This is a genomic window from Streptomyces sp. NPDC102451 (genome assembly GCF_044765485.1).
Lineage (GTDB): Bacteria > Actinomycetota > Actinomycetes > Streptomycetales > Streptomycetaceae > Streptomyces.
Genome location: NZ_JBIWKD010000034.1, coordinates 1 through 22,147, shown reverse-complemented (window position 1 = coordinate 22,147; position 22,147 = coordinate 1). Strand labels below are relative to the sequence as shown.

The following is a 22,147-nucleotide window of genomic DNA, read 5'->3' as shown; positions in this document are numbered from 1 at the left end:
GACCAGCGCTTCATCGACACCTACTGGTCGCGCTTCGAGGGCAAGTACTTCGCGGGTGACGGTGCCAAGAAGGACGAGGACGGCGACATCTGGCTCCTCGGCCGGGTCGACGACGTCATGCTCGTGTCCGGACACAACATCTCGACCACCGAGGTCGAATCAGCCCTCGTCTCCCACCCCTCGGTCGCCGAAGCCGCCGTCGTCGGCGCCAACGACGAGACGACCGGCCAGGCCATCGTCGCCTTCGTCATCCTGCGCGGCACCGCCACCGCCTCCGACGAGCTGCTCGCCGAGCTGCGAAACCACGTCGGCACCACCCTCGGACCGATCGCCAAGCCCAAGCGCGTCCTGCCGGTGGCCGAGCTGCCCAAGACCCGCTCCGGCAAGATCATGCGCCGCCTTCTCCGCGACGTCGCCGAGAACCGCGAACTCGGAGACGTCACCACCCTCACCGACTCCTCCGTCATGTCCCTCATCCAGACACAGCTGCCCTCGGCAGCCAACGAAGGCTGAACAGGGTGTCCCCCAGCCGTACGGCAGGGGGACACCACGAAGGAAAAGAGCCGGCAGCGCCGCTGCTACTGACCGCTGGCGACAGCCAGGGCCCGGCGGACCCGAGCGGGTTCGTACGTCGGTGCGGCGATGGAGAGCACGACGAGGGCGGTACGGCCCAGATGAGCCGCCAGGGCCTGGGAAGCGGCGCCGGCGTCACGCGCCTTCACCGCATCGGCGATCGTGCGGTGCTGTGCGCTCGTCTCCGCCCGCCATTCGAGCGGGTTCCACGAGACGAACGCGAGGCGGTAGCGCGTGGCGTGGTCCGACAGCAGGGCGAGCTCCCGTTCCATGCGCGGACCGGACGGGTGGACCAGGGCCCGGTGAAACAGCTCGTGCGGGCACTCCCACTGCTCGACATCGCCCGTGCGCGCCTTCTCGTCCATCTCCTCCAGCAGTCGGTCGAGCTGCTCGAGATGCGCTTCGCTCATGCGCGGTACGGCGATCCCGACCGCGAGCGCTTCGAGGGTGATGCGCATCGCGTAGAGCTCGTCGAGGTCCTCGTTGCTGAACGTCGTCACACGGGCGCGGTGCTGGGACTCCTGCTGGACGAATCCCTCGCGCTGCAGAATCCTGAGCGCCTCACGCAGAGGGCCGCGACTCACTCCTAGTTTCCGGGCGAGCGCGACCTGCGACAGGGGATCACCGGGGCGAAGCTCGCCGTGCATGATCTCGCGGCGCAGCGTGTGATGGGCCCTGCTCACCTCGTCGGGGTGAGCGAGGTCGTTCGCCACCTCGGCTGACTGAGCTGTCATGTTGTGTCGACCTTTCGTGCGTGTCCACAGGGCGCCTGGATGAGCTGCAAGGACAACCGTAGCCGACAAGCCGCTACCGCATTGCCGACACTTCAGGTGACGTCCTGCTCCATCCGTGACTCCGCCGGCCGCATGCACCTGCGAAATACAGGATCACCGAGCCGGACACTCCCTCTCTCTTGACTGAAACTGTTGACACTTGGCAGGTCGATGGTGCGAAGCCGCCCCTCTACCGTGCTGCGGGGCCTTCTCCGGATCCGGCTGTGCCGCAGACGGCAATGCCCGGTGGGCACCCCCTGAACCCGACCGCTCAGGGAGTGCCCACCGGGCGGACCGGCCGGGCCGACGGTGCTGGAGCACTCACGGTGCCCGTGCGTCCTCGGCACCTGGCCGGCCCGTGCTTTTAGTGCCGCGAGGTGAGGTGGTTCTCGACGCCTCCGAAGGAAGGGCGGCCCGAGGAGGAGTCACCCGCCGTTCGGTGCCGGTTGTCCACGACGGTGTTGCGCACCTTCCCCAGACGTTCCACCTCGACCTCGACCGTGTCTCCCGGCTGCAGGAGCTGAGGGGGCTTACGCGCGTAGCCGACTCCCGACGGCGTACCGGTCGCGAGGATGTCGCCCGGCCGCAGGGAGAGGGTGTGCGAGATCAGGGACAGCGTGTCTCCGACCGTGTAGATCATCTGATCGGTTCGAGCGTCCTGCACCGTCACGCCGTTGACGCGCGTCTGCAGCCTGAGGCCCTGGCTGAGGTCACCGACCTCGGCAGCGGGGACCATCGGGCCGATGGGTCCGGACCGGTCTCCGTTCTTGCCCAGAATCCACTGGGAGGTCAGCTTCTGCGCTTTGCGCGAGGTCAGGTCGTTGAAAGCGGAGTATCCGATGACGGATGCCAGGGCCTCCTCGGGTGCCGCATCGACGAGCGGTGCCCCCACCCAGGCGACGACCTCACCCTCCCAGTCGAGGCCCTCCTCGTTGGAGGGCACGGGAACCGCCGCACCGTCAACGGTGAGTGATTGGGTCCACCGGGCGAACAGGGTGGGATAGGGCGGCAGCTCCTGGTCGCGGAACGACCCCTCCGCGGCATGCTCCGAGTAGTTGAGTCCGATGCAGAACACGCGTGCGTCGGGAAGCACGGGCGGCACCCGCTCGACCGACGCGGCGTCGAGTGTCGGACCCGCGGGCGGCCGGGAGAGATGTCCCGCCGGGTCGGCCCAGAAGTCCGCCAGTGAGGCGATGACGGTGACCCCGCCGTCGTCGGCGAGGGCCGCGACCTCCACCCCGTAGTCGGCACGCGGTCGCCTGATGCCCACGATCCTCATGTCTTTTCCCTTCCTGGCCTCGGGATGTTCCCCCGGGACCCATGTCAGTCATTGCTGTTCTCGCGCCTCGGACGCCGGGCCGTCCGTCGGCCGGCGGCCCTGCACCGGACGGCGCCACTGCCGTCCGGGTTCCTGGCGATCGGCAGACCCTCCGGAGTGTTTGCCCGCCGGTTCAGTCGCCGGCGTCTTCGCGTCCCCCGGTGTGGTCGTGATCGAGGTGGTGCTGGATCAGGAGATCGGCACCGAAGTCGTTGGAGGGGTCACGCCAGACGCTGTGCACGTGGTTGGCGTCGTCCTCGGCGTTGTCGAATTCCACGAGCGTGACCGGACCCTGGATGCGGAAGTAGTGCGGCTGCTCGACGGATGTGCCGCCTGCCCAGGCGAAGTGCAGATCCTCCACTCCCCCGGCAGCCGCGATCCGGTCCATCTCGAAGCCCACGAGGCCCGGTCGGGCGCGCTCCACAAACAGGGCCAGCAGCTCGTCGAAGTGCTTGCGCTGGGCCGGCGAGAGGTCACCGGCCCGGAACCCCCGGGGGTGGGCGCGGAAGTAGGCCAGGGCCTTGCGGTCCTCGTCGGTGATCATCGCGTCACGGCGGCCGACCCCGTGGTAGGCGGGGTACTCGACCTCGCCGACGGTTGCCACGGTCCGGGTGACGAAGTCCGCCGGCGGCCTCGAATGAATGATGGTCCGCTGCTGCTGGGAGGGGGTGAGACTGTCCAGAAGGACGAAGGCCGCGTCCTCCTCCTCCCCGAGGATCCGGAAGGGGCCGAAGCGGGCAGGTTCGGCACCCAGCAGGAACGGCGTGGCGTTGACCAGGTCGCCGTCGACCACGGTGATGTTGATCGACAGATGGTGGCCCACCAGGCGCCAGCCCCAGGTGGTGTCCGGCTGCGGCTGGCCGAAGAAGACCAGGAAGTAGCCGCGCGCGTCGCGGAGTGTGGCTGCGACGTGCCCGAAGAGAGGCTGGTTCAGTTCGCGGAGCACGTGCTCGTTGGACATCACCTGGACCACACGAGCGTACGCCGCGATCGACATCGACTCGGCGATCAGCCGGTGCGCCAACACCTCCTGCCGCCGGTCCAGGTCGCCGAGCGTCACGCCCGGGCGACCGGACTCCGGCAGGAAGTTCCAGTGCGTCCGTACGGGGCTTGTCCATGGCAGCAGCGCCCGCTCACGCTGGTCCGCGCTCAGGCCGTCGAAGAGCCCCATCGCCGCGAAGGTGACCGCCGTCGCGTCGAACGAGCCACCCGTCCGCGGCCGGTGTGCCTCCGGAAGCTCACCGTCAGGATGCTGATGTGGCGTTGCCGTCATGACGTTCCCTGCCTTCTTTCTGGGGACTGCGTGTGGAGTGGTGATGCTGCTCATTCGTACGACAGCGGTGCTGTCCGGGGCGCCCGGACCAGGACAGTGCCTCGGTGGTGCTGCCGGGTCGGGGCGCTCCCGCGGTCCCGGCCCGTGTTCACTTGTGAGCCGCGTCGTACCGGTACGGGCCGAGGCACATGAACATGACCGCACACACCACGCACACGACGGCCAGCGTGAGCATCGCCGGAGTGTAGGAGCCCGAGCTCTCCCGGCTCGCGCTCACCGCGGACGAGGCGATCGCCCCGCCGATCTGGAACGCCGAGAACGCGATGCCGTAGATCTTGCCGTAGGCCATACGTCCGAAGTGCCGGGGCACGAGATAGCTGAGGACGTCGAACTCGGCGCCGATCAGCAGACCGGCCAGCGCCGCGGCGATGAGACCCGTCACCACGTTCGGGCCCGCCGCGAACAGCAGCACCGATATGAGACCGCCGGTGAGGTTGAAGGCCATGACCACCGACGCCTTGAACCGGTCGAGCAGCCACCCGGTCACGACCCTGGCCACGATGAGCGCGAGCCCGAGCGCCACCGGCACCAGGTTGGCGATGTGTTCCGGGACGCCGGCGTCGAGCAACAGGGGAATCTGATAGACCGTTATGGAGGAGCCGACCAGCCCGAGCAGGAGGAACGCGCCCAGGATGAGCCAGAACGGCCTCCTGCGCGCTGAGACCTTGAGTGTGTCGCCACTCGTACTGACATCCGTCCTACGTGGGCTCGGTTCCGTGATGAGGAAGAACGCGATCGGGAAGGCGATGAGCGCAACCGCCCCCAGCCCGAGGAAAGCCGCTCGCCAGCCGAACGCCCCGATCAGCCATGCCGTGAGGATGGGGACGATCACCGTGCCGACCCCGATGCCGGAGTTGGCGATCCCCAGTGCGAACCCGAGCTTCCGCTCGAACCAGCCCGCCGTGAGACGGAGGTAGGAGACCGGCCAGAGACCCAGGCCGCAGACCGGGATGAGGGCCCAGGCCAGGTAGAACACGGGCAGGTTGTCGGGCAGGAGGTACATCCCCATCAGGGAGAGCCCGAAGACCGGGGAACTGCACAGGATGACTCGGCGGCCTCCGTACCGGTCGACCAGGTAACCCTGCAGGGGCGAAATGATCATGACCGTGATGCTGAGGAAGGAAGCAGCCAGGCCGATCTCGGAGACGCCCCAGCCGAACTCCCGGTGGAGCGGGGCGATGAACGCCCCGAACGACATGACCGTGAGAACACTGGGGCCGACGGTGAGCCCGAGCGCGGACGCTATGGCCGTACGCCAGCCCGTCGCCTCCCTGGCCGTGTCGGACGGGTCTTCGCCTGCCCGGATGAGCGTTGCTGACTTGTCCATGGTCATGCGGAATCCTCCTTGATTCCCCCTGTGGAAGCGCCCCCTCTCTCGCACCGACATGTCCGGTCACCGGACCGTCGGCCTGACAACGAGAGACGGGGAGCCGTATCCACTCTGGCCGCCCGGCGTGTGAAGAACCCCGGGTCCCGGCGGGCCGAGCGATCCGCGGGCCCGTCGTCGATTACCTCGCTTCCGCCGCAGGCTGGAGCGCCTGACGCAGACGTGAGACGAAACGTGGTACGTCCTCGTGCTCGCCGGCCGCGAAGACGTAGAAGTCCGGCCGGGCGAGAAGCACCTCGCACCCGTGCTCGGCGAACCAGCGCGCGTAGGAACCGTCGACATCCTGGAGGTCACTCCTCCGCGAAACGTCGGCGACCACGCCACCCCTCTCCCGGAACCAGGCGGCGTCCTCGTCGCTCAGGTACTCGGCAGGGTCCCCGGCACAACTGATCAGCTGCCAGCCACCGCCGACGACATCGTCGAAGAGCCCCTCCCCGTCAGCGGTACGAACGCGCCCCTGCGGCGCCAGCCGCCCCTCGGCGTCCCTGCCCGGGATCGTCAGCGACGGCTCGCCCAGACGCGGATGCGGAGGCTCCCGCGTGACGGCGTCGGGATCGGAGGACCGCTTCCTCATGTCGGCGTCCCGTGCGGCCGCCCGGTCGACGTCGAGTTCGCAGATGACGCGGCCGGCGGCCACCGCCTCGTCGATGATCTCCCGCACATGGCCGGAGCGCTCCGGCCCGTACGTGTCGAGCACCGTCGGCGTCGCCAGCCCTTGGTGGACCATGATCAGCCGCCAGGTGAGCGCGCGGGCGTCCCGCAGACCGGAGCACAGCCCCTGCCCCAGGAAGGGAGGCATCAGATGGGCCGAGTCGCCCGCGAGGAACACGTTCCCCTTGCGCCAGGTGTGCGCCCAGCTCCCCCGGAACGTGTAAACGGCGTGGCGTTCCAGGCGGGCTGTCTCCGGTGTCACACCCCAGGGCGCCATGAGCCGCCAGGCAGTGCTGTCCCGGCCCAGCTCCTCGACGGTCATGTCCGCGCGACGCATGAACTCGAAACGCCGCCGCCCCGGGCCGCTGTTGACCGCGGTGGCGGGTTGCGCCGGATCGCAGTACTGGGTGACGAAGGCACTCCAGTCCTCCTCGGCGAGCGGCTGGTAGTCCACCACCAGCCAGTCCGCCTGGAACCCCGAGTCGCCGGTCCCGATGCCGAGCTGGGAGCGCACCGCGCTGTTGGCGCCGTCCGCGCCGATGAGCCAGCGCGACCGGACCTGCGCGGTCTCAGCCGGGTCCTCGGTGCGGGCCACCCGGGCTGACACTCCGTCGGCGTCCTGCGTCATGTCCTGGAAGGTCCACCCGCGGTGGACCCGCACGCCCGGCGTCGCGACCGCCATGTTCTCCAGGGCCGCCTCGAGGTCGGGCTGGTAGAAGCCGTTGGTGTTCGCCCATCCCGACTCGGAGGCCCGGTTCCAGTCCATGGCCTGCAGGAGTTCGCCTCGGCCGTTGCGGAACTCGTACCCGCCCCGCTCCCCCTGGGATGCTTCGAACAAGCCGGCGTGGTCGTCCATGAGGCCCGCGGACTGCAGGATGCGGAGTGCCTCGTGGTCGATGGTGCACGCCCGTGGCAGCGGATACCGCTCCGGCCAGCGCTCCACAACGGACACCTGCAACCCGGCCCGGCCGAGGAGGAGGGCCGTCAGCAGACCCACGGGACCACCGCCGACGACGAGGCAGTCGACCACCGGCCGGAAGTGTGCGGCGGGCATGGGATCAGGTCGATTCGTCATTCGCCCCGCCCTCCTGCCTCGGTGCCGTCCGCACGGGCGACCGGCACCTGCCCGAACGGTGAGGCCTGCCCCCACGGGGTGGTGACGGTCGGCCGGCTCGCGTCGTGGCCGTGCGCGTCCTGGGGCATGACGACGCACTTGTGGTGCGGCGAAGCCGCCTGTGCCCGCCATGCCGTCGGCAGTTCCTCGAGCGCGACGGTACGCACATCGATCTTCAGCTCGTCACGGGCGAGGGCGCTCCAGAGCCAGGTGAGTGCCGGCCGCTTCTTGGACAACGGGGTGTGCAGGCCCGCGAAGCCGGACAGCCTGAGCTGCTTGCCGCGCAGCAGCCCGGCAGGCACCTGTGCGGTCGCGCCGGCCGGGTTCCCGATGTTGATCACCCTGGCCCCTGGTGCGCATACCCGGAGCGCGGCCTCCAACGGCAGGCCGTAGACGCCGTCCAGGACGACGTCCACCGGTCCGGCCACCTCTCGCATCCTCGCCGCCAGTTCCTCCACGTTCTCGTCGGCACGCAGATCGACGACGGCGTCGGCGCCGAGCTGGAGAAGGCGTCCGAGAGCCGTGCGGTCGCGGGCGACGCCGATCACCCGGCTCGCGCCGTTGCGGTGTGCCACCTGGACCGCCAGCTGCCCGACCGAGCCGGTGGCTCCCAGAACCAGTACGGTCTCGCCGGGGCGCAGGCCGGCGTCCTCGACGAGCGGCATGTACGCGGCGGTGCCGGAGTTGCCGACCGCCGCGGCGAGCACGGGGTCGAGGCCTTCGGGCAACAGCAGGAGGTCCTCGTCGGCGATGAGCGCCTGCGTGGCGAAGGAGCCCGGGGTGTCCGGCGACGCGTCGCACTCGCCGTAGACCCAGGAGCCCGGCACGTAGCGGTCCGAGTCGAGCACGACGCCCACACACTCACTGCCCGGGACGTACGGAGCTTCATGGCGAGCCGAGTGAAAGGTGCCGGACGCGATCACCAGGTCCAGCGGGTTCAGCGGCGCCGCGACCACGGCCACCAGCGTGGTGCCGGGCGTACGCGGCGGCAACGTGACCGAACCCGGTCTCGGCTCACCGCCGGGGGCGTCGACGACCGCTGCCAGTACCCCTCTCGGCCGCGCGCCGTCCGGCGCTTGCATGCTCTCCATCGTCAGCCTCAATTCCTCACAACCGTTGGCCGGCACGCTTCGTGCTGCCGGTGCGTTCCGGTCGTCCGTGAAGGACGACGCCTTCCCCCGTCAGATGCTGGCCAGACGCCGGAAACGGCTGGCGTGGAATACAAGGGGGGAGGTGTCGAGGACCGCGCTGAGACCCTGGATGCCGAGCAGCACGATGTCGTGATCCCCGCACGGGACCTCTTCCTGGATCGTGCAGTCGAGCCACAGGGTGGCGCCCTCCACGAAGACGCTGCCGTCGTCGGAGGCGAACCAGTCCACACCCGCGAACCGGTCGCCACCCTTGCTCGCCAGCCGGGCACAGATCTCGTCCTGGCCCTCGGCCAGCACGCTCAGCCCCAGCCTGGGACGGTCACGCAGCTTGGGCCAGGTCGTGGAGGTGTGCTGTATGCACACAGACACCAATGGCGGGTCCATCGACACTGAGGTGAATGAGCTTGCGGCGAGTCCCACGGGCTCGCCGTCGCGGTAGGCACACAGGGCGGTGACTCCGGAGGGGAAACATCCGAAGGCCTGCCGCAGTTGCTGGGCGGCCTGCACCGGCTCGATATCTCTCACCGAAATCTCCTTCTCGGTCTGCGCGCGGGCCGTCCCGGCCGGAGCAGACGTGATGGGTGTGGGCGTATGGGAGGGTGGTGCTGTGTGAATTCGTCAGAAGCTCTGCTCGGGACCTTCGGAACCTCTGCTCGGGCTTCAGGGCTCTGCTCGGACGGGTCCGCGCCGGCGAACCGCTCTCAGGCCGAGGGAGCGCCTGTCGGAGTGTCCAGCCATTCCCGGACGGCCTGGGCGTCGGCGTCGAGGACGGGCGGGGGACGATGGCTGACGCGGGTCGTCTCCGTCTCGACGCCATCCGATTCGACGGTGTACGTCCGCAGGGCTGATCCCGGTAGCGCGATCTTCCCCAGGCTCTGGTGTTCGACGTCGACGAGAAGCCCCTGGGAGCGGGTCTGCTCCCACTCGTAGACCTCGTCGAGGCTGCGGACCCGGCCGGCCGGGATGTCGATGTCGGCGAGCTGGTCCAGAAGTTCGTCCGGCCCGTGCTCCGCGAACACGTTCTCGAGCAGTGCGGTGAGACTCTCCCGGTTCGCCAGGCGGTCGGCGTTCGTCGCATAGCGCGGGTCGTCCGCCGCGAGGTCGAAGGCCACGCAGAGGCGCCGCCACATGGCGTCGTTCCCGCAGGCGATCTGCACGCTTCCGCCCGCGCAACGGAACAGTCCGTACGGAGCGATGGTCGGGTGCTGGTTCCCCTGCGCCCGGCCGACCTCGCCGGCCACGGTCCAGCGGGTCCCCTGGAAGGCGTGGGCTGCGACGACGGAGGCCAGCAGCGACGTGCGCACGATCTGTCCCCGGCCGGTGCGGTCGCGTTCGCGCAGGGCGGCGAGCACGCCGAAGGCGCCGTTCATGCCGGCGAGCAGGTCGGCGATCGGTACGCCGACGCGCTGGGGGTGAGCGGGATCCGGTCCGGTGAGGGACATCAGACCGCCCTCGCCCTGCGCGATCTGGTCGTACCCGGCACGGCTCGCTTCGGGTCCGTCGTGGCCGAACCCACTGATCGACAGCACCACCAGCCGGGGATTGAGCTCCATCAGCCGCTCGGTCCCGAATCCGAGTCGCTGCAGCGCGCCCGGCTTGTAGTTCTCGAGCAGGATGTCGGCCCGCTCGATGAGCCGGGCGAGCACCTGCGCGTCCTCGTCCCGCTTCAGATTCAGCGTGATCGATTCCTTGTTCCTGTTGCACGACAGGAAGTACGTCGACTCCTCGGTGCCGTCGTCGGCCTGGATGAACGGCGGCCCCCAGGAACGGGTGTCGTCCCCCGCGGGACTCTCGACCTTGATCACACGGGCGCCGAGGTCACCGAGCATCATGGCCGCCTGGGGCCCGGCGAGCGCGCGGGTCAGGTCGACGACGAGCAGTCCGGCGAGTGATCCGGTCATGAACGGGCCTCCGTGTCGCTGAACGACGGGCTGGCCGGGTTCGGCCGGATCACGAGCATGCTTGCGGCGAGATTCGTGTGGTTCTCGACGGCACGGAGTGTTCCGGTGGTGAGACGAGCCCCGTCGAGAACCTGGAGGACATGGGTGGTTCCGTCGGCTTCAGTGAGGGTCAGGGCGCCGGTCAGCACGATGTAGAGCGTCTCCGCCGCGACGGGCGACATGTCCGCCCGCCCGCCAGGAACGTAGTGCGACAGTGCTGCCGTCACAGCGCCGTCGTACTGATCGCCACCGAAGAGATGGACGGGGCCGACGCCGTGGTGGCCTGGGGGCTGGAAGCGTGCGGCCTCGGCGAGATGGGTGATGTCTATCGGCATGGTGGTCACTCGATTCTGGCTGGGCGTGCAGGCCAGGTGCTTGCGATGGCAGACGATGACGACAGTCGGCCGTGTCCGCAGCGGCCGTGCGGCGCACACGGAGAGGGCTTCACTCGCCTTCTGCTCCGGGCGGCCGCCGGCTGGCCGGGGTGACGCCATGGAACGTTGCGGTCAGGAGCACCATGCGGGAGCCGAAGCAAATCTGTCAACATTTTAGTCGCCCCCTATCTACAGGCCACCACCCAGGCGCCGAGGTGGCGACTCCCAAAGGAACCCATGCACCGCCTGATCAACCTGGCGCGTCCGACCTGGCGCCATCAGGGCAGCGAGGAACCCTCCTCAGGTAACCCCTGCCTAACTTGTTGACATTTTTAGGGTGCCTTTTAGTATGACTCCCGAAGCCGGACACCTCCTGAGCGGGCTCACCCCCCATCCAGGGGCAGCACACAGGCAGGGAAGGAACCGGCTGCGGTCGACGGCGCACGGAGCGAAACCCCTGACGCGACAGCGCCTCGCTCGGCGCCTCGGCTCCCGTCGACCGCGGTCGGCCACGCATCGGCCGGGCACGGCGGAGCGAGCTTTTCGAGGCCCGTCCGCCCCACCCCTCGTCCCACGACCTCGTTAGGGCCTCCATGACCGTTCTGCCTGACGACGGGCTCCTGCTCGCCTCCGAGTTCCCCGATGCCTCCCGTGAGCAGTGGCGCGACCTCGTACGAGATGTCCTGCGCAGATCGGATGGAGGTGTCTCCGCGGCCTCGGCGGAGGACCTCCTGTCCACGGAGCTGGAGGACGGACTGCGTACCCGGCCCCTCTACACGGCGGGCGACGCCGCGCCCGACCCGGGCCTTCCCGGCAGTGCGCCCTTCGTACGTGGTGGGCGGGCGCAGGGGAACACGGTCGGTGGCTGGGACGTGCGCCAGCAGCACACGGTGGCCGACAGCGGCTCGGTCCTGACCGACCTGGAGAACGGGGTCACCTCTCTCTGGCTGGTCGTGGGCGACACCGGCATCCCGGTACCCGCACTCGAAGGGGTACTGAAGGGCGTCCATCTCGACCTGGCACCGCTCGTCCTCGATGCCGGTCGCGATACACCGGCTGCCGCGGAGGAGTTGCTGCGGCTGTACGCGGAGCAGGGCGTCGCCTGCACAGCCGCGTGGGGCAGTCTGGGAGCCGATCCGCTGGGCCACGAGGCGCGTACGGGCGAGGCGCTGGATACCGTGCCGCTGCTCGGCCTCGCGAGGCAGTGCGCCGCGCGGTACCCGGGGCTGCGGGCGTTCACCGTGGACGCGCTGCCCCACCACGAGGCAGGCGGGTCCACGGCGCAGGAGCTGGGTTGCTCCCTGGCGACGGGAGTCGCCTACCTGCGCGAGCTGACGGCGGCGGGACTTGATGTCGAGGAAGCCTGCGGACAGCTGGAGTTCCGTTACGCGGCGACTGCCGATCAGTTCCTGACCGTGGCCAAACTGCGAGCGGCACGGCGGCTGTGGTCGCGGGTGGCCGAGGCCTGCGGGGCGGGCCGGGCGGGTGCACAGCTCCAGCACGCGGTGACGTCGCCGGTGATGATGACGCGCAGGGACCCGTGGGTGAACATGCTCCGCACCACCGTCGCGACCCTGGCCGCCGGGGTGGGTGGAGCCGACGCCGTCACCGTGATGCCCTTCGACAGCGCGCTCGGTATGCCGGACGCGTTCGCGCGCCGCGTCGCCCGCAACACCTCCACCATTCTCATCGAGGAGTCCCACCTGTCCCGGGTGATCGATCCTGCCGGCGGCTCGTGGTACGTGGAGCGGCTGACCGACGATCTCGCGCAGGCGGCCTGGGCGTTCTTCCAGGAGATCGAGCGAGCAGGCGGCCAGGGGGCGGCCCTGCGCTCCGGGCTGGTCGGCGAGACACTCGCCGCGACCTGGTCCGTACGCAGCGCGAAACTGTCCACACGGCATGAACCGGTGACGGGTGTCAGCGAGTTCCCGCTGCCGACGGAGAAGCCGGTCGTACGCGAGCCGTTCCCGGAGCCACCGTCCGGAGGGCTCCCCCGGGTGCGTCGCGACGAGGCGTTCGAGGTGCTCCGCGCCCGCTCCGACGCCCACCTCGCCGCCACCGGCGCCCGGCCACGCGTCTTCCTGGCCGCGCTGGGCCCGGCAGCCGCGCAGACCGCGCGCCTCGCCTTCGCCTCGAACCTGTTCCTGGCCGGCGGGATCGAACCCGTCGCCGACGGCACCTTCGAGGAGAGCGGAGCCCGGGAGGCGTGCCTCTGTTCCAGCGACGCGCTCTACGCGGAGCAGGCCGAGTCCGTCGCCGGGCAGCTGCGGGCCGCGGGCGCCGAGCACGTGTTCCTCGCGGGCCGCTCGGGGCACCACGCCGGTATCGATACATACGTCTTCGGGGGCTGCGACGCCGTCGCGGTGCTCTCCGCCGCCCTCGACCGCATGGGAGTGTCCTGATGTCCATCCCTGATTTCTCCGGGATCAAGCTCGGAACGCCGAAGGCCGAGACCACCGTCGACGACTGGCGTACGGCGGTCGAGCGCGTCTCCGACGGCGATGACCTGCTCTGGGAGACTCCGGAGGGCATCGAGGTCAAGCCGCTCTACACCGGGCGGGACCTGGAAGGGCTGGACTTCCTCGGCACCTACCCGGGCATCGCGCCGTATCTGCGCGGCCCGTACCCGACGATGTACGTCAATCAGCCCTGGACGATCCGTCAGTACGCCGGGTTCTCCACGGCCGAGGAGTCCAACGCCTTCTACCGGCGCAACCTCGCGGCCGGACAGAAAGGCCTCTCGGTCGCGTTCGACCTGCCCACCCACCGCGGCTACGACAGCGACCACCCCCGGGTCACCGGCGACGTCGGCATGGCCGGTGTCGCCATCGACTCCATCTACGACATGCATCAGCTCTTCGACGGCATCCCGCTGGACCGGATGTCGGTCTCGATGACCATGAACGGCGCGGTCCTGCCCGTCCTCGCCCTGTACATCGTGGCCGCCGAGGAACAGGGTGTGCCGCCCGAGAAGCTGGCCGGGACCATCCAGAACGACATCCTCAAGGAGTTCATGGTCCGCAACACCTACATCTACCCGCCCGCCCCCTCGATGCGGATCATCTCCGACATCTTCGCGTTCACCTCGCAGAAGATGCCCCGCTACAACTCGATCTCCATCTCCGGCTACCACATCCAGGAAGCCGGAGCCACGGCCGACCTGGAGCTCGCCTACACCCTGGCCGACGGCGTGGAGTACATACGGGCGGGGCAGGCGGCAGGCCTGGACGTCGACGCGTTCGCACCGCGGCTGTCGTTCTTCTGGGCGATCGGCATGAACTTCTTCATGGAGATCGCCAAGCTGCGAGCTGCCCGCCTGCTGTGGGCGAAGCTGGTCAAGGAGTTCGGCCCGAAGAACGCCAAGTCGCTCTCGCTGCGCACCCATTCGCAGACGTCCGGCTGGTCCCTCACGGCGCAGGACGTGTTCAACAACGTCACCCGCACCTGCGTCGAGGCGGTGGCCGCCACCCAGGGCCACACCCAGTCGCTGCACACCAACGCCCTCGACGAAGCCCTCGCGCTCCCCACCGACTTCTCGGCACGGATCGCCCGCAACACCCAGCTCCTGCTCCAGCAGGAATCCGGCACGACACGTGTGATCGACCCCTGGGGTGGCAGCGCATACGTCGAGAAGCTGACGCACGACCTCGCCCGCCGCGCCTGGCAGCACATCCAGGAGGTGGAACAGGCGGGCGGCATGGCCAAGGCCATCGACGCCGGCATCCCCAAGCTCCGCATCGAGGAGGCCGCCGCGCGCACGCAAGCTCGCATCGACTCGGGGCGCCAGCCGGTGATCGGCGTGAACAAGTACCGGGTGGAGACCGACGAGAAGATCGACGTGCTCAAGGTCGACAACTCCTCGGTGCGCACCCAGCAGATCGAGAAGCTGCGCCGGCTGCGCGAGGAGCGCGACGAGGCGGCCTGCCAGGACGCGCTGCGCGCGCTCACCCGTGCCGCCGGGGGCGAAGGGAACCTGCTGGAACTCGCCGTGGACGCCGCCCGGGCGATGGCCACGGTCGGCGAGATCTCCGACGCGCTGGAGAAGGTGTACGGCAGGCACGCGGGCCAGATCCGTACGATCTCCGGGGTGTACCGCAAAGAGGCAGGCGAGTCCCCGTCCGTGGACCGCACCCGCGTGCTCGTCGACACCTTCGCCGAGACCGAAGGACGGCGTCCGCGCATCCTCGTCGCCAAGATGGGCCAGGACGGACACGACCGCGGCCAGAAAGTGATCGCCACCGCCTTCGCCGACCTGGGCTTCGACGTCGACGTCGGCCCGCTCTTCCAGACCCCCGGTGAGGTCGCCCGCCAGGCCGTCGAGGCCGACGTGCACGTCGTCGGGGTTTCCTCGCTGGCCGCCGGTCACCTCACCCTCGTACCGGCGCTGCGCGAGCAGCTCGCCGACCAGGGCCGCGAGGACATCATGATCGTTGTCGGCGGGGTGATCCCGCCTCAGGATGTCCCCGAGTTGCTGGAGATGGGCGCAGCGGCCGTCTTCCCGCCCGGGACGGTGATCCCGGACGCGGCCCACGACCTGGTCCGGCGACTGGCCACCACCCTCGGGCACGAGTTCTGAGGGCCTCAATCGTCATGTCAATCGACCTCGGCGCGTACGCCAAGGGAGTGCTCGACGGCAAGAGGGGGCAGCTCCCGGGGTCGAGGGTCTGCAACCGAGCAACTGCCTTGCTCTGTGCGGCCTGCGCCAACTTCGCGTGCCGACGGGAGATTTCACGACATGCCTGCGCCTGCTCCGCGAGGAATTCCCGGTCCTGCTCTCGGTCGTTCGGGGTCGCCCGCATCACCCATGCGAACTGCCGCGACCACCGCCCCACGAGCGCACGGGACTTATGCAACTCCTGTGCCACCTTCGTAACACTCCGCACAGGACCAAGGTCGCGGTACACAGCGAACGCCTGAAACGCCTGAGGAGACTCGTCACGCTGCCGCTCCCAGGGATCGACGACTCCCCGGTTGTCCACCGGTTAGCCTTCCTTCTCCCCATGCGCCACGAAGTCCCAGCTGTCGAGCACAAGGGTAGGCGCCAGCCACGTCCTAAGCGTCGCCGGTAGAGCACGCACCAGAAGCAGTCGCACAAGGTGTGGAGAACCGCGCAGTTACCGTCCGGCGCTCGACAGGGCGGCCTCGCCCCGTGTCCTGCGCAAAAGGACAGCGTCGAAGTACACGTAAGTCAGGCGGATTTGAAGGCCAGCACACTACATGCAGTCGATCCAACCAGCCGAGCCCCACCCGCCGTCCGAAAGATCATCCCTCCCCATCAACTCTCGGGAGGAAGTCGCAAGCGAGAAGCCGCCAACCTCCTGGAACAACGCACCTAGCCTCCTACAGCGCCCAGCTGACGCAAGAGGTTGCCGTTGTCGACGCGTGCCCACTCCTCGACGAAACGTCCCCGCTCGTCGATCCGGAAGATGTTCAGCAGATCGAACACGACGCGTTGACCGTTGGGCGGCACGGGACCGACCGGTGACTGAACGAACTCACGGACGAAGGTGCCCTCGATCCACGTCTGGCAGGCCATACGGTCGCTGCCGACCACCACGATGCCGCGCCGGATCGAACGGTCATCGAAGGCCTCGCGTACTGATGCGAAGTAGGCGGTGAGTCCGGGGAAGTCAGACTCGAAACCATCCGGCCCGTGGAAGCGGAACTTCTCCGTGTCGAAATACGTCGCGGCCTCGACCGGATCCGCGCCCGATACCTCCAGCTCTCCAGCGCGGACTAGCCGCGTCACGAGTTCGGTTCGAGTGAATCGCTTCTGTGTCATGTCACCAGGCTGCCCTGCCACCATCCATGCGGTCCAACGATGATTCCGCATGATTCCCATGCCAATTACGCATGGTAATTTCCCGCCATGGCAGAGTTCACCCTCGCGGCCCTCCGCGTCGTTCATCAGGTCGCTGTCTCAGGATCGTTTACTCGGGCTGCTGAGGTACTGGGCTACACGCAGTCGGCCGTTTCCCGTCAGGTAGCCGCCGCGGAGGCGGCAGCCGGAGCACCCATCTTCGACCGAAGGCCACGAGGTGTGGAGCTCACCCCGGCAGGCCAGGTTCTCGTCCGGCGCGCGACGGAGATCCTCGCCGACCTGGCAGCGACCGAGCTGGAACTCGCCGGCCTGCGCGACCGGCTCGCGGGCCGCCTCGCGATCGGCTCCTACCCCACCGCCGCTATGGCCTTGGTCCCCAAGGCGATGGCCGAGGTGACCTCGGGCCATCCCGGTCTCGCCGTGCTGCTGGAGGAAGCCTCCACCCCTGCCCTGCTCCGTCGGCTGAGGGCGGGCCGGCTGGACGTGGCGGTCATCGGAGTCGGCCACGGGCTGCCCGACTACGACCTGAGCGAGCTGAAGCAGGCTGCAGTGCTCCAAGGTGATCTTCTAGTGGTCGTCCCGGACGGCCATCGGCTCGTGGATCATGACCGCATCACCACTGAGGACCTGGCCAACGAACCCTGGATCGCTGGGGAGGGCACTGCGGGCGAGCCGCAGTTCGGGGCCTGGCCGACCTTGCCCCACCCTCACATCGCCCACACCGCACGCAGCTGGTCGACACGCCTCGGTCTCGTCGCAGCCGGCCTCGGCGTCACTGTGATCCCCGCCCTGGCCCTGCCGGTCTTGCCAAGAGGTGTACGAGCCTTGGCCGTCGCGGACAGCTACTGGTCCGGCCGCGCGACGGTCGTCATGACCCAGCTGCACCCTTCTGCTCGGGTACAGGCCATGGTGACGGCTCTGCAGAGTCAGGCCGCCGGCATGCGTAATGCACAACTACGGACAGAATCCGTCTGAGCACTACGTGCCCGCAAAGTCGTGAGCAGGTTGTTCCCGCTCCGTCTGACCGCAGTGGATCCCTCTCCCAGAAAGGCACGTCGGCAAGAACGCCAACCGCGTACGGCGCGGGGACGGGTCAGCGGGTGCGTTCGTAGTGGCGACGGGCCTTCTCGCGGTTGCCGCAGACGGCCATCGAACACCAGCGGGCACGATTGGCGCGGCTGCGGTCGAGCAGGAACAGCCGGCACTCGCCGTTGGCGCACGGGCGTAGCCGACCGGGCATCTGCTCCTCGACGGCAGCCCAGGCGATAACCACCTCGACGGTCAACCGGGCATTCGGAGGTGTCTCGACCATCCACTGAAGACCGTCCGAAGTGATCTCCGGGGTCTGGTGGACCCCTTCGAGCAGCGGACTCAACGCCGCGGGCGAGGTGTCTCCGCACACTACGTCCCGCAGGGCGTCCCGCGTCTCGCGCAGCAGCGCCAGTTCCGCGAGGCTGCCTTCACCGCCGCGCTCTCGCGCCCAGCGCATACCTGCGGCCGGGTCGCCGAGCGCGTCCCGTTCCTCGCCGTTGATCAGTGGCCTGCTGTTGAGCAGGTCCAGCAGTACGTCCATCGACCCCCACCCCCTCCTAACCCGATTGCATCGTTTGACAGGTTAGCTCATTCCATGCTTGCGTGAAGAGGTGCTAACCATATCAAACCAGAGAAGGGGTTAGACATGAGCTCGGTACACCACCGGACTGCCACCGTCGACGGCCACGAGATCTTCTACCGCGAAGCCGGCCCCGCCCACGCCCCCGCGATCGTCCTGCTGCACGGCTACCCGACCAGCTCGTACATGTTCCGCAACCTCATCCCACTGCTGGCCGACCGCTATCACGTCATCGCGCCGGACCACCTCGGCTTCGGCCATTCCGACGCCCCCTCGGCGGAGGAGTTCACCTACACCTTCGACGCCCTCGCCGAACTCACCTGCGGGCTGCTCGACCAGCTGGGCCTGGACCGCTACGCCCTCTACGTCCAGGACTACGGCGCCCCGATCGGATGGCGCCTCGCGCTCAGGCATCCGGAACGGATCTCCGCCCTCGTCACGCAGAACGGCAACGGCTACGAGGAGGGCTTCGTCGACTCGTTCTGGACCGACGTCTGGGCCTACGGAGCGAACCCCGGCCCCGACACCGAACCCGCCGTCCGCGCCGCGCTGAGCGTCGACGCCATCCGCTGGCAGTACGTGCACGGCGTGCCCGACCCGAGCCTGGTCGACCCGGACACCTGGGCGCATGACTTCGCCCTGGCCTCCCGCGAGGGCAACGACGAGGTCCAGTTTGCGCTGTTCCACGACTACCCGAACAACCGCACGCTCTACCCGCGACTGCACGAACTCCTCCGCACCAGCGAGATCCCCGTGCTCGCCGTCTGGGGCCGGAACGACGAAATCTTCGGCCCGGACGGCGCACGAGCCTTCACCCGCGACGCCAAGGACGCGGAGGTGCACCTGATCAACGGCGGTCACTTCCTGCTGGAAAGCCACCTGGACGTCGTCGCGGGTTACCTACGAGGCTTCCTCGGGCGGGTGCTGGCAGAAGGATGATCGGGGGCCGGAAACGGGCACGGGAGATCCAGGCGGCGACGCACCACTGACGCGGATCGACCGCGCCGTTCACAGTCCGTGAGCGACGGTGATCAACACCAGCCCAAGGGGTCCTTGGGCCAACTCGGACCTGCGCGGGTCAGTTCTGGGCGGTGGGCCGGACGACGATCTCGTTCACGTCGACGGTTGCCGGCTGCTCGATGGCGAACGCGATGGCTTGGGCGATGGCAGCTGGCGGGATCGCGATCCGGTCCCGCATCTCCGTGATCTGTGTACGGACCTGCGGATTCGTCGATGCCTCAGCGAAGTCGGTCCCGGTCACACCGGGCGAGACGGTGGTCACCCGCAGGGAGTCACCGGCTTCCTGGCGCAGCCCTTCGCAGATGGCACGGACCGCGAACTTCGTACCGGCGTAGACCGCCATGGCCGGCACGATCCGGAATGCGGCCGTGGAGGCGATGGCGATGAAATGGCCCGCGCCCTGGGCCCGGAAGACCGGCAGCGCGGCACCGATTCCGTGCAGCACACCCTTGACGTTGACGTCGACCATCTCGTCCCACTCGTCGACCCGCAGATCGTCCAGGGGCGAAATCGTGCCGGCCCCGGCGTTGTTGACCAGCACGTCGAGCCGGCCGAATCGCTCGCCGGCCAAGGCGACCAGGGCGTGCAGCTCATCCCGCCGGGTCACATCCGTGCGAGCCTGGACGGCCACGCCGCCCGCCTTCTCGATCCGCACCACCAAGTCCGCCAGGCGCTCCGAGCGACGCGCACCCAGAACAAGCCGAGCACCCTTCTCCGCAAGCAGCAGTGCGGTCGCCTCGCCGATCCCACCACTGGCTCCCGTGATCGCCACGACCTTGCCGTCGATTCCCGACATGATGTCTTCCTCTGCACTTCTGGGGACCGGCTCCCGGCAACAGCCCGGAGTACGTGTGCTCGCCGGGCTACCGACACCGGATGCCCGTCCACCGACCATCGGGCGAGTTCTGCGCCCGCTCGGATTCCAGTCTGCGGCGCCTTTAGCCTGGTATCCAGAGCGCGTTTATTCTGGAACCAGAGGTGCCATCCACCATGCATCAACAGTCGGAACAACGCCGTGAGCTGGCAGCTTTCCTCCGCAGCCGCCGAGAGCGGATCACCCCTGACCAGGTCGGACTACCTTCCACGGGCCGACGCCGTACCCCGGGCCTGCGCCGCGAGGAAGTCGCGCTGCTCGCGGGAATGAGCGCAACTTGGTACACGTACCTTGAACAGGGCCGGGACGTCCGCGCTTCCTACCAGGTGTTTGACGCCCTCGCCACGGCCCTGCAACTCGACCGGTATGAGCGCGGTCATCTTTTCCAGCTTGCCGGTCACGCGCCTGCGGCCGAAGCCGAAGAACCCGAGGCGCTCGCCGCAGAGGTGGCAGCCGTCCCGCTCCTTCTCCAGCCGCACCCGGCCTACATCATCGGCGCCACCTACGACGTACTCAGCTACAACCGGGCGGCCGACGAGCTGTTTCCGAACCTCACCGCGACGGCGGACCGGCCGGCGAACTTCGCCCGCTGGGTCTTCCTCGAACCTGCGGCCCGGGACGTTCTGGTCGACTGGGAGCCCGAGGCACGGGGCCTGCTCGCCCGGCTGCGGACGCTGGCCGGACGTCACCCCGGCGATGTCCGATACACCCGGCAGATCGACGAGTTGAAGTCGGGCAGCCCTGAAGTGCGTGCCTGGTGGCCGCGGTACGACGTGCAGGCCCGACACGGAGGACGCAAACGGCTACGGCGCCCGGGGCGCGGGACGGTCGATTTCACCTATACCGCGTTCCACCTGGCCGAGCAGCCGGAGCAGACTCTGGTGATCTATTCCGAGGACCAGTTGGACGCTCCCGCGGCGGACTGAGCACGAAGGTCCACTTGGCCAGTGACAGCCGAGCTCGTCCTCTGGGTATCCACGTCACCGCCAGTCAGGCTGGTGACGCACCGGCTTTTGAGGCGGTCATGGCCAGGATCCGGATCCCACGAAGCGGACCCGGGCGGCCGAGAACCCGCCCGGCGACCGTCCTGGCGGATCGTGCCTACTCGTCCCGCGCGATCCGTGCACACCTTCGGCGCCGAGGTATCCGGGCTGTCATCCCGCAGCCCGCCGACCAGATCGGTCACCGTCTGCGGCGAGGCCGCGTCGGAGGCCGCCCACCCGGCTTTGACACCGAGAAATACAAGGACCGCAATGCCGTCGAGCGGTGCAACGCCCGACTCAAGCAGTAGTGCGGTCTGGCCCTACGGACGGACAAACGCGCCATCGCCTACCAGGCCGCACTCCACGTCGCGTCCACCTTGATCTGGGTACGGTGCTGAGCAGGTCGCCGGCCCCTGCCCCTCGGATCGTCAATTGCTGAGTGCCAGCCTGATACCGAAGGCGCCGATGACGGTGCCAGTGATTTGATCGAGCAGTCGGCGAGCCGGGGGCTTGCGGAGCCACCCCTGCAGGACACGAGCGAAGCCGATGAGGACGGCAGACCAGATCAGACCGATCACGATGTGCACCGCAGTGAGCAGGAGTCCCATGGTGAAGTGCCCGGCGCCCACGGGGATGAACTGGGGAAGGACGGCGACGTAGAAGGCGCCCATCTTCGGGTTCAGGAGGTTGGTGAGCGTCCCCTGCCGCCAGCCGCCGCTGACCGAGTCCACTCCGGCGGCCAGAAGGGAATCGTCCGCGTCTGCCGTGGGCAGACCCCGGAAGGTGTCCCGGAGCATGCGAAACCCCATCCAGATCAGGTAGGCGGCGCCGATCCAGCGCAACGTGGTGTAAGCGAGATGCGAGGCCGTGAGGAGCGCGGTCACTCCGAGGGAGGTGAACGCACCCCACACCAGGGTGCCAGTCTGGATTCCGAGGACGACACCCCACGCTCTCCTGCGCCGGCCAAGGGCAGACGTGCGCAAGATCAGCGCCGTATCGAGTCCAGGAGTCAGAGTGAGAAGCCCTCCAACCAGGGCGAAGGACCAGAGGGCGGAGCTTATTTCCATGGAATGCCAGCTTACCCCGCCAGATCGCCTGCTCTATTAGCGGGTCTGGTGGATCTTGAGCTGCTTAGACCGTGTCCTATGTGGTGAGTCGGAGGAGTCGCTTGTAGCAGCAAAGGGCGGCGGCGAGGCCGAGAAAGGCCAGGTAGTTGCGGGGTT

General features: G+C 68.6%; 18 protein-coding genes and 2 pseudogenes. 7 read left to right on the top strand and 13 right to left on the bottom strand.

Features of this window, described 5'->3' with window-relative positions; translation table 11 throughout:
• Positions 1 to 513, top strand: a pseudogene (locus ACIRD8_RS37030) (acetyl-coenzyme A synthetase); the annotation flags it as partial.
• 65 nt (positions 514 to 578) lie between these two features.
• Here the strand turns inward: ACIRD8_RS37030 and ACIRD8_RS37025 are convergent.
• The 9 genes from ACIRD8_RS37025 to ACIRD8_RS36985 all read right to left on the bottom strand — a co-directional run bounded on the left by ACIRD8_RS37025 (position 579) and on the right by ACIRD8_RS36985 (position 10,575).
• Positions 579 to 1,307, bottom strand: coding sequence for a GntR family transcriptional regulator (locus ACIRD8_RS37025; RefSeq protein ID WP_404001954.1), 729 nt, complete (start codon positions 1,305 to 1,307; stop codon positions 579 to 581).
• Positions 1,308 to 1,710: 403 nt separating this feature from the next.
• Positions 1,711 to 2,625, bottom strand: coding sequence for a fumarylacetoacetate hydrolase family protein (locus tag ACIRD8_RS37020; protein WP_404001951.1), 915 nt, complete (start codon positions 2,623 to 2,625; stop codon positions 1,711 to 1,713).
• Positions 2,626 to 2,797: 172 nt separating this feature from the next.
• A complete protein-coding gene (locus ACIRD8_RS37015) occupies positions 2,798 to 3,937 on the bottom strand; it encodes a DUF3500 domain-containing protein (protein WP_404001948.1) in 1,140 nt (379 codons plus the stop codon).
• Between the two features lie 148 nt (positions 3,938 to 4,085).
• On the bottom strand, positions 4,086 to 5,330 hold the full coding sequence (locus ACIRD8_RS37010) for an MFS transporter (protein WP_404001945.1): 1,245 nt from the start codon (positions 5,328 to 5,330) through the stop codon (positions 4,086 to 4,088).
• 175 nt (positions 5,331 to 5,505) lie between these two features.
• Entirely contained in the window at positions 5,506 to 7,110 is a 1,605-nt protein-coding gene (locus ACIRD8_RS37005) for a bifunctional 3-(3-hydroxy-phenyl)propionate/3-hydroxycinnamic acid hydroxylase (RefSeq protein ID WP_404001943.1), read from the bottom strand.
• Positions 7,107 to 8,231 carry a zinc-binding alcohol dehydrogenase family protein gene (locus ACIRD8_RS37000; protein ID WP_404001940.1) on the bottom strand — a complete coding sequence of 375 codons (1,125 nt, stop codon included), beginning with the start codon at positions 8,229 to 8,231 and terminating at the stop codon, positions 7,107 to 7,109. The genes ACIRD8_RS37005 and ACIRD8_RS37000 overlap by 4 nt, the downstream gene beginning before the upstream one ends.
• Before the next feature lie 99 nt (positions 8,232 to 8,330).
• Entirely contained in the window at positions 8,331 to 8,807 is a 477-nt protein-coding gene (locus ACIRD8_RS36995; protein ID WP_404001960.1) for a flavin reductase family protein, read from the bottom strand.
• 194 nt (positions 8,808 to 9,001) lie between these two features.
• The gene (locus ACIRD8_RS36990) at positions 9,002 to 10,201 is read right to left on the bottom strand and encodes a CoA transferase (protein WP_360373673.1); all 1,200 of its coding nucleotides are present in this window, start codon (positions 10,199 to 10,201) and stop codon (positions 9,002 to 9,004) included.
• The gene (locus ACIRD8_RS36985) at positions 10,198 to 10,575 is read right to left on the bottom strand and encodes a cupin domain-containing protein (protein ID WP_404001937.1); all 378 of its coding nucleotides are present in this window, start codon (positions 10,573 to 10,575) and stop codon (positions 10,198 to 10,200) included. The genes ACIRD8_RS36990 and ACIRD8_RS36985 overlap by 4 nt, the downstream gene beginning before the upstream one ends.
• Before the next feature lie 632 nt (positions 10,576 to 11,207).
• Between ACIRD8_RS36985 and ACIRD8_RS36980 the strand changes: the two genes are divergently transcribed.
• Together ACIRD8_RS36980 and scpA are read left to right on the top strand one after the other, a co-directional pair.
• A complete protein-coding gene (locus ACIRD8_RS36980; protein ID WP_404001934.1) occupies positions 11,208 to 13,016 on the top strand; it encodes a methylmalonyl-CoA mutase family protein in 1,809 nt (602 codons plus the stop codon).
• Positions 13,016 to 15,190: a methylmalonyl-CoA mutase gene (gene scpA / locus ACIRD8_RS36975; protein ID WP_404001931.1), complete on the top strand. Its 2,175-nt coding sequence runs from the start codon at positions 13,016 to 13,018 to the stop codon at positions 15,188 to 15,190. Before ACIRD8_RS36980 ends, scpA begins: the two co-directional genes overlap by 1 nt.
• Before the next feature lie 756 nt (positions 15,191 to 15,946).
• On the opposite strand, the gene ACIRD8_RS36970 is transcribed toward scpA, so the two are convergent.
• On the bottom strand, positions 15,947 to 16,396 hold the full coding sequence (locus ACIRD8_RS36970) for an ester cyclase (RefSeq protein ID WP_404001928.1): 450 nt from the start codon (positions 16,394 to 16,396) through the stop codon (positions 15,947 to 15,949).
• Between the two features lie 87 nt (positions 16,397 to 16,483).
• Between ACIRD8_RS36970 and ACIRD8_RS36965 the strand changes: the two genes are divergently transcribed.
• The gene (locus tag ACIRD8_RS36965; protein WP_404001925.1) at positions 16,484 to 17,410 is read left to right on the top strand and encodes a LysR family transcriptional regulator; all 927 of its coding nucleotides are present in this window, start codon (positions 16,484 to 16,486) and stop codon (positions 17,408 to 17,410) included.
• A 118-nt stretch (positions 17,411 to 17,528) separates the two neighbouring features.
• Here the strand turns inward: ACIRD8_RS36965 and ACIRD8_RS36960 are convergent, their stop codons facing one another.
• Complete coding sequence (locus tag ACIRD8_RS36960) at positions 17,529 to 18,008, bottom strand: CGNR zinc finger domain-containing protein (RefSeq protein ID WP_404001922.1); 480 nt, start codon at positions 18,006 to 18,008, stop codon at positions 17,529 to 17,531.
• Positions 18,009 to 18,113: 105 nt separating this feature from the next.
• Between ACIRD8_RS36960 and ACIRD8_RS36955 the strand changes: the two genes are divergently transcribed.
• A complete protein-coding gene (locus ACIRD8_RS36955) occupies positions 18,114 to 18,986 on the top strand; it encodes an alpha/beta fold hydrolase (RefSeq protein WP_404001919.1) in 873 nt (290 codons plus the stop codon).
• Positions 18,987 to 19,125: 139 nt separating this feature from the next.
• Here the strand turns inward: ACIRD8_RS36955 and ACIRD8_RS36950 are convergent, their stop codons facing one another.
• Positions 19,126 to 19,863, bottom strand: a complete 738-nt coding sequence (locus ACIRD8_RS36950; protein ID WP_404001917.1) for an SDR family oxidoreductase — start codon at positions 19,861 to 19,863, stop codon at positions 19,126 to 19,128.
• Between the two features lie 194 nt (positions 19,864 to 20,057).
• On the opposite strand from ACIRD8_RS36950, the gene ACIRD8_RS36945 reads away from it, so the two are divergent.
• Both ACIRD8_RS36945 and ACIRD8_RS36940 read left to right on the top strand, forming a co-directional pair.
• On the top strand, positions 20,058 to 20,867 hold the full coding sequence (locus tag ACIRD8_RS36945; protein ID WP_404001957.1) for a helix-turn-helix transcriptional regulator: 810 nt from the start codon (positions 20,058 to 20,060) through the stop codon (positions 20,865 to 20,867).
• A pseudogene (locus ACIRD8_RS36940) lies at positions 20,843 to 21,322 on the top strand (IS5 family transposase); the annotation flags it as partial. The gene ACIRD8_RS36945 and the pseudogene ACIRD8_RS36940, both read left to right, overlap by 25 nt.
• A 30-nt stretch (positions 21,323 to 21,352) precedes the next feature.
• Here ACIRD8_RS36940 and ACIRD8_RS36935 read toward each other — a convergent pair.
• Complete coding sequence (locus ACIRD8_RS36935; protein WP_404001914.1) at positions 21,353 to 21,991, bottom strand: LysE family translocator; 639 nt, start codon at positions 21,989 to 21,991, stop codon at positions 21,353 to 21,355.
• Positions 21,992 to 22,147: the final 156 nt, after the last annotated feature.